This window comes from Stenotrophomonas rhizophila (genome assembly GCF_007667275.1).
In the GTDB taxonomy this organism is placed as follows: Bacteria; Pseudomonadota; Gammaproteobacteria; order Xanthomonadales; family Xanthomonadaceae; genus Stenotrophomonas; species Stenotrophomonas maltophilia_AE.
Genome location: NZ_VDQT01000001.1, coordinates 559,548 through 573,035 on the forward strand (window position 1 = coordinate 559,548; position 13,488 = coordinate 573,035).

General features: G+C 67.6%; 8 protein-coding genes. 1 reads left to right on the forward strand and 7 read right to left on the reverse strand.

What is annotated here, in order from left to right; translation table 11 throughout:
• The 3 genes from fucP to FSZ13_RS02300 all read right to left on the reverse strand — a co-directional run bounded on the left by fucP (nt 1) and on the right by FSZ13_RS02300 (nt 4,934).
• Complete coding sequence (gene fucP / locus FSZ13_RS02290) at nt 1-1,311, reverse strand: L-fucose:H+ symporter permease (protein ID WP_145477810.1); 1,311 nt, start codon at nt 1,309-1,311, stop codon at nt 1-3.
• Nucleotides 1,312-1,355: 44 nt separating this feature from the next.
• A complete protein-coding gene (locus tag FSZ13_RS02295; protein ID WP_145477811.1) occupies nt 1,356-2,426 on the reverse strand; it encodes a LacI family DNA-binding transcriptional regulator in 1,071 nt (356 codons plus the stop codon).
• A gap of 72 nt (nt 2,427-2,498) precedes the next feature.
• Nucleotides 2,499-4,934: a GH92 family glycosyl hydrolase gene (locus tag FSZ13_RS02300; protein WP_145477812.1), complete on the reverse strand. Its 2,436-nt coding sequence runs from the start codon at nt 4,932-4,934 to the stop codon at nt 2,499-2,501.
• Nucleotides 4,935-5,380: 446 nt separating this feature from the next.
• On the opposite strand from FSZ13_RS02300, the gene FSZ13_RS02305 reads away from it, so the two are divergent.
• The gene (locus FSZ13_RS02305) at nt 5,381-8,461 is read left to right on the forward strand and encodes a TonB-dependent receptor (RefSeq protein WP_145477813.1); all 3,081 of its coding nucleotides are present in this window, start codon (nt 5,381-5,383) and stop codon (nt 8,459-8,461) included.
• A gap of 451 nt (nt 8,462-8,912) precedes the next feature.
• Here the strand turns inward: FSZ13_RS02305 and FSZ13_RS02310 are convergent, their stop codons facing one another.
• The 4 genes from FSZ13_RS02310 to FSZ13_RS02325 form a co-directional block, all read right to left on the reverse strand.
• On the reverse strand, nt 8,913-9,653 hold the full coding sequence (locus FSZ13_RS02310; protein WP_145477814.1) for a copper homeostasis protein CutC: 741 nt from the start codon (nt 9,651-9,653) through the stop codon (nt 8,913-8,915).
• A gap of 2 nt (nt 9,654-9,655) precedes the next feature.
• A complete protein-coding gene (locus tag FSZ13_RS02315) occupies nt 9,656-10,654 on the reverse strand; it encodes a N(4)-(beta-N-acetylglucosaminyl)-L-asparaginase (RefSeq protein WP_145477815.1) in 999 nt (332 codons plus the stop codon).
• Nucleotides 10,655-10,706: 52 nt separating this feature from the next.
• A complete protein-coding gene (locus tag FSZ13_RS02320; RefSeq protein WP_145478518.1) occupies nt 10,707-11,702 on the reverse strand; it encodes a glucokinase in 996 nt (331 codons plus the stop codon).
• 178 nt (nt 11,703-11,880) lie between these two features.
• Entirely contained in the window at nt 11,881-13,479 is a 1,599-nt protein-coding gene (locus FSZ13_RS02325) for a calcineurin-like phosphoesterase C-terminal domain-containing protein (RefSeq protein ID WP_145477816.1), read from the reverse strand.
• Nucleotides 13,480-13,488 lie beyond the last annotated feature (9 nt).

Below are 13,488 nucleotides of genomic sequence, written 5' to 3' on the forward strand. Positions count from 1 at the left end.
TCAGCCCCCCTGGCTGAAACCGGCACGCGGGCGCGAGCCCCACATGCCGTAGAAGAGGATGTAGCCGTAGCACAGCAACGGCAGGATGAAGGACAGGTGCAGCCCGATGCGGTCGGCCAGCAGACCCTGCAGGAACGGGATGATCGCGCCACCGACGATGGCCATGATCAGCAGGCTGGACGCCTTGTTGGTCAGCGCGCCCAGGCGTTCGATGCTGAGCGCGAAGATGGTTGGGAACATGATCGAGTTGAACAGGCCGATCGCGACTACCGAGTACATCGCCACATGGCCTTCGCTGGCCATGGTCAACGCCAGCAGCAGCGCATTGGCGGCCGCGAACAGGGTCAGCAGGATGCGCGGCGAGAACCGGGTCATGATCGCCGAACCGGCGAAGCGGCCGATCATCGCCATGGTCCAGTACGCCGACACGTAGCCGGTGGCCTGCTGCTCGGTCAGCCCGCCGATGTTGGGCATCGACAGGTAGTTGACCAGGAAGCTGCCGATCGACACTTCGGCGCCGACGTAGAAGAAGATGCCCAGCACGCCGAACAGCACGTGGCGGTGGCGCAGCGCGTCCATCAGGGTGTGCTTGCCCGGGTCGGCCTGTTCGGTGGTCTCGTTCAATGCCGGCAGGCGGAACAGGTAGACGAACACCGCCAGCAGCGCCAATGCGATCGCCAGGCCCACGTACGGGCCCTGCACCGACTGCGCTTCCTGGGTGCGGTAGGCCAGCTGTTCCGCTGCGCCCAGCGCGGCAAGTTCATCGGCGCTCTTGACCGTGTTGCCCAGGATCAGAAGACCGCCGAACAGCGGCGCGATCGCGGTGCCCAGCGAGTTCAGCGCCTGCGCCAGGGTCAACCGGCTCGACGCGGTCTGCTCCGGGCCCAGCAGCGCCACGTAGGGGTTGGCCGCCACCTGCAGCACGGTGATGCCGGTGGCCAGCACGAACAGCGCGCCGAGGAAGGCCTCGTACACGCGCAGTTCGGCCGCCGGCCAGAAGCCCAGTGCACCGACGGCAGCGATGGCCAAGCCGGCCACGATCCCCTTCTTGTAGCCCAGGTGCGCGACCAGCCGACCCGCCGGCAGTGACATCAGGAAGTACGCGCCGAAGAAGGTGAACTGCACCAGCATCGCCTTGGCGTAGTTCAGTTCGAACACCGCCTTCAGGTGCGGAATCAGGATGTCGTTGAGGCAGGTCAGGAAGCCCCACATGAAGAAGATCGTCGTGGCCACGGCCAGTGCCATGCGCGGATTGACCACGGGCGCGGCGGAAGACGAGGTGGGCAGGCGTGGCGTTGGAGAAATGGGCATTCGGTACGCGCCTCATTGCGCGGGCGGGTGAAAGGGAGTCGACGTCAGCCGGCCACGGGGCCACTGCTGTCACGGATACGGAGCTGCACCGGGGCCACGGTGCGGCGCGGTGCGGCGGTGGGATCATCCAGGCGCTGCAGCAGCAGTTCGGCGGCCTGGCGGCCGCGCTCGCGCGGATTGACGGTAAGCGTGGTCAACGGCGGCATCGCCACCGCCGCCTCGGAAATGTCATCGAAACCGGTCACCGCGAAATCGCGCCCCGGCTGCACGCCGCGCGAGGCCAGGCCCAGCATCAGGCCCAGTGCCACGGTGTCGTTGTAGCAGACCGCTGCGGTGGGCACGTCGCCGGCGAACAGCTCACCCGACCGGGCCGCAGCTTCCAGCCGGTTCGGCGCCGATTCGATCAGCCAGTCCGGCTGCACGGAAAGCCCGGCCTCGGCCAGCGCCTGCGCATAGCCGGTGCGGCGCTGGTGGCAGGAACTGGAATCGGCGTGGCCGCCGAAGAAGGCGATGCGCCGGTGGCCGCGCTCGATCAGGTGCTGCGTGGCCAGGTAGGCCCCCTGCTGGTTGTCCAGGGTCAGGAAATCCCAATCGCCGCCCTTCAGCTCGCGGTTGAACAGCAGCACGTTGGCATTGAAGCCCAGCGCCTGGCGCACCTCGGTGGCATCGCTGCCTTCGGCCGGCGACAGGATCAGCCCGGCCGGGGTGTGTTCCATCAACGTGGTCAGCACCGCCTGCTGTCGCACCGGCGATTCACCGGTGCTGCCGAGCAGGGTCACGAAACCCTTCGCGCCCAGCGCCTCGTCGACGCCGGAGGCGAACTCGGCGAAGAACGGGTTGGACAGGTCGTTGATCACCAGCGCCACGCTGGTCGAGGTGCGGCGACGCAGGTTGGCTGCGCCCCGGTTGTACACATACCGCTGCCGGCGCAGTTCGGCCTCGACCCGCGCGCGGGTGTCGACATTCACCAGCGGGCTGCCCCGCAGCACGAGCGACACGGTCGCGCGCGACACGCCGATGGCATCGGCGATGTCGGTCACGGTGACCGCGCGTGCGGCGCCGGCACGGGGCGTGCTGGCGCGGGTTCCCTTGGCAGCGGAAGTGTCCTTTTTCATCGTGGCGTCGGCGTCCTCATGGTCCTGCAAGCCTAAACGATCGCATCGGTCAACGGATCGCGGCGCGCGGGCTCATTCCAGGCGGGCCCCCGGGGTGGCGCAGTACGACACCGGCAGCGCATCGACCTGGGTGCCCCAGCCCGCTTCCGGAGCGGTGTCGCCCAGGGTGTAGGCGATGGTGCCGCCCTGCTGCAGGCGGCTCCAGTCGAGCCAGACCGGGGCATGCGCCTGGCCGTCCACCTGCACGCCCTGCACATACTGCAGCTTGCGGCCATCGGCGCCCGGCGCCTGCAGGCGCAGGGTGCGGCCCTGGCCCAGGTCGACCTCGACCTTGGCGAAGCGCGGGGTATGCAGCAGGAACTGGCCGCTGCCGGGCACCGCCGGGTACAGGCCCAGCGCACTGAACAGGTACCAGGCCGACATCGTGCCCAGGTCATCGTTGCCGGTGACGCCATTGGGCGCGTTGGTGAACAGCTGCTGCGCGGCACGCACCACCGTGGCGGTCTTCCACGGCTGGCCGATCAGCGTGTACATCCACGGCGCATGCAGGTCCGGCTCGTTGTTGGGGTTGTAGCGGTACTGGTTGTAGTAGCTGTACGGACCGACCACCCACTCCTTGCGCGCGGCCTGCAGCGGCGACTGCAGCAGCGCGTCGTAGGCGAAGAAGGCATCCAGGCGCTTGCCGGCCTGTTCGCGGCCATGCATGGCCTGGACCAGGCCGGGGATGTCCTGCTGGGCCAGCCACTGGTACTGCCACGCGGTGCCCTCGTGGAAACCGTGGTGCGAACGCGGGCTGTAATGGCCGTCGGCCGGCAGGTACCACTTGCCATCGTCCATGCGCGGACGCGGGAAGCCACTCATGCCGGTTTCTTCGTCGCGCACGCTGGGATCCCACACCTTCTGCCAGTTGCGGCCGCGCTGGCGCAGCACGCCGGCGTCATCCGCATGTCCCAGGCCGTCGGCCATCTGCGCCAGTGCGCAGTCGGCCAGCGCGTATTCCAGGGTCGCCGAGCCGCCGTGGTGCGGATCGACATCCATGCCCTTGGAGGGGAAGGCGCGGTCGTAGGCGACATAGCCGTTCTGCACGTAGCCCGGGTTGCCCGAGCGGCCGGCATGGCGCGAGTTCATCGGCGGCAGTTCGAACGCGTTGCGGCGCAGCGCGGTATAAGCCTCGCCTTCGCGGCCGGCCAGCGCGCCGAAGCGCCACAGGTCGACCATGAAGGGGGTGACCGGGTCGCCGGTCATGATGTTGGTTTCGAAGTTCGCGTAGCCCCAGCGCGGCAGCCAACCGCCCTGTTCGTTGATCGCCAGCAGGCTGCGGCCGATGTCGCGGGTCACTTCCGGGCGGGTCAGCGCCAGCCACTGGTTCTGCGCGCGGTAGGTGTCCCACAGCGAGAAATACTCGTAGTAGGTCCAGCCGTCCGCACGGTGGATCTGGTCGTCGTAGCCGCGGTAGCGGCCGTCGGCGTCGCTGCCGGTGAGCGGCTGCAGCAGTGCGTGGTACAGCGCCGTGTACAGCACGGTGCGGTCGTCGGCCTGCTTGCTGTCCACGCGCACGGTGGCCAGTTCCTTGCGCCACTGCTGCTGGGACAGGCTGCGCATGCGCTCGAAGCCCAGCAGGCGGCCTTCCTGCATGCCGTCGCTGCGCAGGTTGGCACGTGCGCCTTCGGCATCGACGTGGGAAATCGCGCTGACCGCCGTCACGGCGCGGCCCTTGGACAGATCGAAGCTCAGCCAGGCACCGCTGGGCTTGAGTTCGCCTTCCATGCCGTGGCGTGCGCCGGGCAGCCCGCCGCCCTCGCCCCAGGTGCCGAACGCCTTGAACGGACGGTCGAACTCGATCCGGAACCAGGTGGTGTACTGGTGGCCGCCGCAGAAGCTCTTGGTGACCAGCTTGCCCTCGACCACGCGGTCGCCGACCACATCGACCACGCTGCCGATGACCGAATGGCGTTCGTTGGCCTGGCCGACGTTGACCAGCACATGGCCGGTGCCGGCGTCAGCCGGGAAGGTATAGCGCTCGGCGGCGGCGCGGGTGCGCGCGGTGGCCTCGGCGTCGATGCCGCCGTAGCTGGTCAGGCGCACCTTGTAGTAGCCCGCCTGGCCGACTTCACCTTCGTGGGTGTAGCTGGAGGCGTAGGTCTTGTGGTCGAAGCTCTTGGCGTTGTCGGTGTCGAAGTCGCCACCCGGACCGACCGTGCCCGTCACCGGCAGTACCGAAACCTGCCCGCCCTGCTCCCAGCAGCCGGCACCGGACAGGAACGAATGGCCGAATCCCCGGATCTTGGGGTCGTCGTAGCGCCAGCCGGCGTAGTGTTCGCCGATCGGGCTGACCTGGATCAGGCCGAACGGGGCCGATGCGCCCGGGAAGGTATTGCCGTCATCCTTGCTGCCGATGAAGGTGTTGACCTCGCGCTCCAGCGCGGCCGGGGCGGCCTGCAGCAGGGGTGAGAAGGCCAGAACGGCCAGGCAGGTCGTCAGGGCGAGAGGGGACGGCAATCGGCGCATGCAGTGGTTCCTGTGGGTCGATGACGGTACTTCGGGGTGCGTTTGGATCGCTCCAAAGTCACGGCGACGTGAATTTAGATCGATTTAAGTAAACCACGGACAAATCCGTCGATGCATTCTGCGGCGCAACATGAGAGCCCCTTTGTAGCGCCATCGGCGAAAACGGCCGGCGGGTGCGCACCTGAATCGTTCACAGCCCGGCTCCGCCCTTGTCCCGAGGGCCTCAACACCCTAGGCACACTCCGGGTCCTGGCGTCCATATTGCGCAGCAGCATGCTTTCCCTCGCCGCGCCGTGTTAAAAATTCGCCGCCAACGGTTTAGATCGATCCAACTCCAAACCGTCATCATCTCGGCCTGGCGAGCTGGGGCCTCCCCAGGTTCGCCGCCAATTTTAGATCGATTCAACCAACTATCAGCACCGGTTCAATCCAACGGAGAGAGTGGAATGAAGCAGATGTCCCGCATGCACGGCCGCGACGCATTGTCCGCCGCGATCACGTTCGCCCTGGCCGCGGCCGCCTTCGTGCCGGCGACCGTGTTCGCCCAGCAGGCCGCCGCCGCGGGCGAAACCCCGTCGGCCACCACGCTCGACAGCGTGCAGGTCACCGGCTACCGCTACGCGATCGAAAAGAGCCTGCAGCAGAAGCGTGACGCCAACGCTGTGGTCGAAGTGATCACCGCCGAAGACGTGGGCAAGTTCCCGGACAAGAACGTGGCCGATTCGCTGCAGCGCGTGCCGGGCGTGGTGATCACCCGCGACGGCGGCGAAGGCAAGAGCGTCAGCGTGCGTGGCCTCGACCCGGACCTGACCCTGACCCAGTTGAACGGCAACTACATCGCCACCTCGGAAACCAACGACGAGGCCAGCCGTTCCTTCAACTACACCCTGCTGCCGTCGAACATGCTGTCCAGCGCCGAGCTGTTCAAGTCGCCCGAAGCGCGCATCGACGAGGGCGGCATCGGCGGCACGGTCATCCTGCATACCCGTCGCCCGCTGGAGATGGAGTCCAACTCCGGCTACGTGACCCTGGAAGGCACTTCCTCGGACAACAGCCGTGACGTCGACCCGCAGGCGTCGGCGCTCTACTCCTGGCACAGCGACGACGAGCGCTTCGGCGTGCTGGTCGGCGTGACCCAGCAGAAGCGCACCAGCCGCACCATGGAAGCCACCACGGAAAACTACCAGTGGTATGGCACCGACACCACCGCACGCGATGTGTTCGGCAATGAAATGAACCAGGGTGGCGTGAACTACTGGTGGGGCAATTCCGGCTTCAACGACCAGAACGGCCGCAACTACACCGACTTCTACATGCCGACCTCGGTGAACTTCGCGGTCAAGGAAGAAGAGCGCCAGCGCAAGGGCGGTCAGTTCACCTTCCAGTTCAAGCCGACCGACAACGTCACCCTGACGGCGAACTACTTCCGCTTCGAGCTGGAGGGTGATTACACCCAGAACATGCTCAAGATTCCGGAATGGAACATGGCCCGCTACAACCAGGACGGCAACTGGGCCGGCGGTCGCCTGCTCAACGGGCTGACCATGGACCCGAGTGGCACCATCGTCACCGGCGCGCAGTTCGAGAAGATCCCGGGCAAGACGTACTACTGCAGTGAGGACGAAGCTGCCGCCGCCGGCCTGCCGCCGGGTGGCTGGGGTCCGGACGACTGCACCATCCCCACTCCGCAGCTGACCGGCGATTACAGCCGCGAAAAGGCGCTGTCGCAGACCGCCGACCTGAGCGTCGACTGGGACATCAGCCCGCTGTGGAAGGCGTCGTTCAGCGGCGGCCGCACCTGGTCCGAAGGTGGCCCGTCGATGAAGTTCCGCATGTCGGCGAAGCCGCGCCGCCGCGTCGATGGCGTGTGGCAGACCGGCAACCAGTATTCGGCATGGGACCTGACCGGCACGCCGTCGGCCACGTTCTCGCCCGACCTGCAGCAGCAGCTGATGAACGGCATTGCTGAAGTGGACACGGGCTCGACCGATTCGTCCTGGATGCAGACCGAGATCAAGCAGAACCACTTCCAGGCCGACTTCACCAAGCTGTTCGAGACCGGCTGGCTGGATTCGTTCCAGTTCGGCGCCAAGTACAGCGATGGCAAGGTCCACCGCAATACCGGCAACACCTACTGGGTCTGCCAGGGCACCGACCCGGCCGACTATGACAACAACCGCTACCAGGCGGGCTGCGACAACACGGCGGGCATCGCGCAGCCGGGCTTCTTCCTGTCCAACCCGATCAGCGGCATCAACGGCGGTTTCAACGCGAACGTGTTCCCGGGCATCAACTACCCGGCGTACATCAATTACCTCAACGACCGCTACGGCGGTTCGCACAACCGCACCGAAGAAGATTTCGTCTACAACGTCAACGAGAAGGTCTACGCCGGTTACTTCCAGGCCAACTTCCGTACCGACCGCCTGCGCGGCAACGTGGGCATGCGGGTAGTGCGCACCGAGCAGTTCGCGCAGTCCAGCGATGCGATCGAACGCTTCAACGATTACTTCCTGGACAATGCGTCCGGCGCGCCGATGTCGTGCACCGACCCGGCGGCGGCAGCGTTCCCGACGTACGGTTGCGAAAGCGGCTTCGTCCGCCTGCCCGACAGCCTGGCGCGGCAGAAGTCGTTCGAGCTGATCGGCACGGACAAGACCTACACGGACTTCCTGCCAAGCTTCAACATCGCCTGGGACATCACCGAGAACCTGGTGCTGCGCGGCGCGGCGTCGAAGGTGATCGCGCGCCCGAGCTACACCAGCATTGCCGCACCGGGTGCACTGAGCTACTACAGCGCGGAGTACGTGAACGACCGTCGCGTCGCCGGTGGTGCGCCGCAGGAAGGTTGGCAGGGCCACGGCAGCAACAAGAACCTGGAGCCTTTCGAGGCCACCCAGTTCGACGTGGGCCTGGAGTGGTACTTCAAGCCGGGCGCGGTGGCGGGTATCGGCCTGTTCCGCAAGAACGTGGACAACTTCACGGTGCCGGTGGTGCGTGACGTGCAGATGGTGGTCGGCGGCGAGTCGGTCACGGTGCAGGATTACGAGACCCAGGCCAACGGCCGCGATGGCGTGTCGCAGGGCGTGGAGCTGTACGGCCAGTACACGTTCGACATGGGCTTCGGTGTGCAGGCCAACTACACCTACAACGACACCAACCTGGCCTCGATCGTGCTCGATGGTGAGAGCATCGGTTCGTCGCCGCTGGTCGGCAGTGCCAAGAACCAGGCCAACGTCACTGTGTTCTATGAAAGCGACGCGTTCCTGGCGCGCGCTTCGTACAACCGCCGTGGCGAAGTGGTCGGTGGGCTCAACGGTGGCATGACCGAGTACACCGAGCCGTACGCGCAGCTCGACCTCAACGTGGCCTACAACTTCACCGATGCGCTGACCTTCACCGCGTCGGTGCTGAACGCCACCAAGGAAGAACAGCGCGTCCACCTCGGCAACGACACCGATGCCCGCCTGATTTCCAGCCTGTACTCGGGTCGCCAGCTGTACTTCGGCGCGACCTACAAGTTCTAAGCTTCACCCCCACCCCGCCTTCGGGCGGGGGCAACGCTCCTCCACGGCAACCGCGCTTTCACAGGCGGTTGCCGTTTTTTCTCTTGTTTTCAGCTGAGCGTTTTTTTGCCGAGGGCGTTGGAAGCGTGGCGGACGGTCTTCGATGAGGTTCATTGCGAGCGTTGAGGGCCCCGTCGCGGCCGGCAGGCCCCTATGCAAATGTCCCCCGGCCGACGCCTGCGGCGACGGCCTCCTCCTTTACTTTGCCAGGGACCTACCGGCCGCGACGGGGCTTGGCTTGCGGTTCGCGATGGAAAAGCGGAAGTCAGCGCGACGCCGGCGGGGTGAGTGTGGGGCCGCCATGCCCTTGTAGGCGAAGTAAAGGAGGAGGCGGCGGCCGCAGGCCGACGCCGGGGGACATTCGCCGGAAAGGGTATGGCGGCCCCGCACTCACCCCACCGGCACCCGCTTTTCAGCACCGATCGTCTGCATCCAATGCAGCGCGCAGTGCGGCGACCGTGTTGGCGTCGGTCTGGGTCCAGTCGTTGTCCAGGCCACGCAGGTCAGAATTGCGATAACGCATCTCCGAGAGCCGGACCGTCTTTGCAGACGCGTGCAGTTCGCGGCAACCGGTGGTTGTCGCGATGCCGGCGATGTTGTCCGGGCCGATGCCCGCGCCGGCCATCACCGCCAGCCGATCACCTGCCTGCGCGACCAGCCGGGCCAGCATGTCGCCGCCCCCTTGTGCACTGGCCTGGCCGCCGGAACTCAGTACCCGCTGGCAGCCAAGTGCGATCACCTGCTCCAACGCCGCCGGCAGGTCGCGCGCGGCGTCGAACGCGCGGTGGAAGGTCACCTCCAACGGGCCGGCCGCCGCCACCAGGTCACGGCACAGCGGTACGTCGATGTCGCCCGTCGCGTCCAGTGCCCCGATCACCACGCCGTCGCAGCCCAGCTGCCGGCACTGCGCGATGTCGCGCAGCATGATTTCCGTCTCCAGCGCGTCGTAACGGAAGTCGCCCGGGCGCGGCCGGATCAGCACGAACAGCGGGATCTGCAGGCGCTCCCGCGCCGCGGCGATGCTGCCATGGGAGGGCGTGGTGCCGCCCTCCGCGAGGTTGTCGAACAGCTCGATGCGGTCTGCACCGCCCTGCTGCGCGGCCAGGGCCGATGCAACCGAGTTCGACGCAATCTCGAGGGTGTGCCTCGCCATGTTCAGCTCTGCTCGCTGGTGTAGACCGATGCGGAATCGCGCAGGTCGTCCTGGCGGTCCTTGTCGCACACCGCATAGACGAAGCCACGGTGCAACGCATACGCGCCTACCTCGCCGTCGCGGCCCAGCGCCAGGAAGCATACCTGCAGGGTCTTGCTGGCCTCCGGTCGCTTGCGCACCACACGGGCGATTGCTTCACGACAGGCCTCTGCCGGCGAGCGCCCCTGGCGCATCAGCTCCACCACCAGGAACGAGGCCGCGTTGCGGATCATCTCCTCGCCCACGCCCGACGCGGTCGCCGCACCCACCTCGTTGTCCACGTACAGACCGGCACCGATGATCGGGCTGTCGCCCACCCGGCCGTGCAGCTTCCACGCCATGCCGCTGGTCGTGCAGGCACCGGCCAGCTGGCCCTGCGCGTCGATGGCCAGGATGCCCAGGGTGTCGTGATTGCTGCTGTCGCCGGGACGGGTACGCCGCTCGGCATTGATTTCCGGGGTGTACTGCGCCGTCTTCAACCACTCGCGCCACGCCTTCTCCGCCGCCGGGGTCAGCAGCTTCTGGCGGCGGAAGCCCTGCTGCACGGCGAACTGCTGCGCGCCCTCGCCCACCAGCATCACGTGCGGGGTCTGTTCCATCACCTTCCGCGCGACCGACACCGGGTGCAGGATCTCGGTCAACGCCGCCACCGAACCGCACTGCCCGTCACCGGCCATGATGCTCGCATCCAGGCTCAGCACACCGTCACGGTCCGGATTGCCGCAGCGCCCCACCGTCGGGTTGCACAGCTCGCTTTCCGCCCAGCGTGCGCCGGTCTCCACCGCGTCCAGCGCGCTGCCGCCGGACGACAGCACCTTCCACGCAGCCTGGTTGGCGCCCACGCCGAAATCCCAGGTGGACACCACCCGCGCGCGTCCGCTGCCGCTGGCCTGCACCCGCGGAAATGCCATGACACCTGCCGCCAGCGCACCGGCCTGGAGGAATTGCCTGCGATCAGTCACTCGTTGCTCTCCCACTGCCATGAACCGGCCCGGGAAGGCCGGGAAAGAATGCTTACGCCGCCGCGCAGCGGTGCTCGGCGTGCCACACCGCCGCGCCGATCACGCCCAGCTCGCCGTGCTCGACCCGCCACACCGGCACCTGTTCCAGGACCCGCCGCATCACGCCCTTGGCGAGGAAGCGGCTGCGGAAGTGGCCGTCATCGAGGAAGCGGGCGACGTGGCTGGAAATGCCGCCCGCCAGGTACACCGAGCGCGCGCCGAAGGTCACCGCCAGATCGCCGGCCAGGCTGCCCAGCCATCCGCAGAACACGTCCAGCGTTTCCACCGCCAGCGCGTCCTCGCCCGCGTGCGCGGCGGCGATCAGCGCTTCGGTCGAGGACCACTGCGGGGTCACGCCACGGATCGCGCACAGCGCGGGGTACAGGTTCATCAGCCCGCTGCCGGACAGAATCCGTTCGTTGTCCACGTGTTCCCAGCGCGCCAGCATCTGCTGCAGCACCTGCAGTTCCAGTGCGGTGCCAGCGCCCAGTGCCGCGTGTCCGGCTTCGCTGGCCAGCACCGCACGGGCGCCCGCCTCGAAGCGCAACGCACCGCCCAGTCCCGTGCCCGGCCCGAGCACCAGCGCCGGCCAGCGGCTGCCCGCGGTCGGGTCGCCGTTCAAGGGCACCAGCGTCTCCGCGGCAACGTGCGGGATCGCGTACGCGACCGCCTCGAAATCATTGATCAGGTCGAGCGTGGCCAGTCCCGCCTCACGCCGGGTGGCCGCCACCGACACCGGCCATGGCAGGTTCGTGTTGACCAGATGGTCGCCTTCCAGCACCCCCGCAATGGCCACCACCGCCGTGCCCGGCGCAGGCGCCTGTGACGCGCGGAACGCGGCGAGGATGGCCGCCAGGCTGGCGAAGTCGGCGCAGGCATAGCGGCGCAGGTGGCGGATGCGCGGCGGCTGGCCGGGCACCACGTCCGCCAGGGCCAGTCGCGCATAGGTGCCGCCGACATCGGCGACGATCAGCGTGTCGCCGTGCGAACCCGGGCGTGGCGGCGCGATCGAACCCTCGGGGTGGACCGGATGGGCGTCCGGAAACGGTGTCGCAACGCTCACTCGCGGGCCTTGGGTTGTGTGGAATGCATCGCCGGGATTTTCGGTGATCGGGTCTGCTTTGCAAAGCCGGGGCGGGCCGTACCTGGGCGTATTGGACCGCTTGGTTGCCAGGCAGGGCCTGGCACTACGGTTTTGCGGTCTGCAGGCGGTAGGTGGTGCTGGCGGTTGCGGTGGGGCCGTCTGCGTGTGCGGCACGCACCTCCACCTTGTGCGCACCGGCCGCCAGGTCGGTCGGCAGTGCGCCGCGCCACAGGTGCGGTGACGGGGTGGCCTCGGGCGAGCGGTCAAAACCGCGCAGGCGCTCGGCGCTGTCGTCGGCGACGTTTTCGGCCAGCAGTCGCGGGTCGGGCTGCTCCACCCGCTTCATCTCCTGCCAGGCGCCGTCGTCGACCCGGTACTCCACGCGCGTGTCTTCCTGTCCCATGAACACGTTGGCATACACCCCCCATGCCGGGTAGGCCCCCTTGCGCAGTACCTTGGGCGCGTGCAGGGCGATCTGGTAGTCGTCGGGCGCGCGCGCCACGTAGTAGCGCAGCCCGTACTCACCGCCCGGCTTCACCGACAGCACCGCATAGCCGTTCGGGGTGCCGTCGCTCATGGTCGCATCGGGAATCCCGCTTTCGTCCTTCACGCCAGACCAGAACGCACCGCACGCGGCACCTACGTTGTACTCATGCAGCGGACTGCGGCCCTGCCAGCCTTCCGCAGCGCCATGGTAGTAGTGCTGCTGGGTGTGGCTGTGCCCGCTCAGCACCAGCACGTTCGGGAAATCCTTGAGAAGCGCGAACAGGCGCGCGCGGTCGGCGTGGCGGAAGGTCTCGCGGCCCGGCGCGGCGTCGAACAGCGGAATGTGCATGCCCAGCACCAGCAGGCGGTCGCGCGGGACGCTCTTCAGGTAATTGGCCAGGAAGGTGAACTGGTCCGGGCGCAGGCCGCCGACGTACTTCGGCTTCGCGGCAGGGTCGTAGACCACGTCGTCGAGGAACACGAAGCTCGCCCCGCCCTCTTCCACCGCATAGGTGTCCGGGCCATAGACAGCGCGCCAGCTGTCCAGCGAATGCCGGTCATCGCCGGCATCCATGTCCAGGTCGTGGTTGCCGGGCACGTGGAACCAGGGCACCTGCAGCTGCGCGGTGGCCTTGTTGATCTGCGGGTACAGCGACAGGTCGTCATTGACGATGTCGCCCAGCGTGGTCCCCAGCCGCGCCGGATGCTTGCCGATGATCGGTTCGACGATGGCGCGCTGGTAGTAGCCCACGTCCTGGCGGCTGGCGGTCTGCGAATCGGTGAAGACCAGCATCTCGAACCCGTCGCGGGCCGCATCGGCATCCTTCGACGGCTCCAGCGCGAAGTCCCAGTTGCGCAGGTTGCCGCCGGTGGCGGCGATGCCGTTGTACTTCAGCCGCGGCGAGCCCTGCGGCGCGTAGTGGCGCCAGTAGCCGGGCATGCCGTTGGCCGCAACCGGGAACTGGAATTCGTCGGGCTTGATCACGAACACGGTCTGGCCGTCGCGCACCGGCAGGCTGTAGCTGCCGTCGGCCGCGGTGCGCACGATCACCTCGCCGTTGGAGACCTGCACGCCCGCGAGTGCCGGGTCGGTGGGGCCGCGGCCGGGCCTGCCGTCGCGCTCCTGGTAGACCTTGCCGGTCACGGTGGCCTCGCTGGCCCAGGCAGGTGCGGACATCAACAGCAGGCAGGCCAGCCAGGCAGAAGTGCGGGTCATCGAGGCGTT

What these genes read in the sequence shown, in the direction of transcription:
- FSZ13_RS02295 (WP_145477811.1), bottom strand. Translation starts at nt 2,426, where the DNA reads ATGAAAAAGGACACTTCCGCTGCCAAGGGAACCCGCGCCAGCACGCCC.
- FSZ13_RS02305 (WP_145477813.1), top strand. Translation starts at nt 5,381, where the DNA reads ATGAAGCAGATGTCCCGCATGCACGGCCGCGACGCATTGTCCGCCGCG.
- FSZ13_RS02300 (WP_145477812.1), bottom strand. Translation starts at nt 4,934, where the DNA reads ATGCGCCGATTGCCGTCCCCTCTCGCCCTGACGACCTGCCTGGCCGTT.
- fucP (WP_145477810.1), bottom strand. Translation starts at nt 1,311, where the DNA reads ATGCCCATTTCTCCAACGCCACGCCTGCCCACCTCGTCTTCCGCCGCG.
- FSZ13_RS02310 (WP_145477814.1), bottom strand. Translation starts at nt 9,653, where the DNA reads ATGGCGAGGCACACCCTCGAGATTGCGTCGAACTCGGTTGCATCGGCC.
- FSZ13_RS02325 (WP_145477816.1), bottom strand. Translation starts at nt 13,479, where the DNA reads ATGACCCGCACTTCTGCCTGGCTGGCCTGCCTGCTGTTGATGTCCGCA.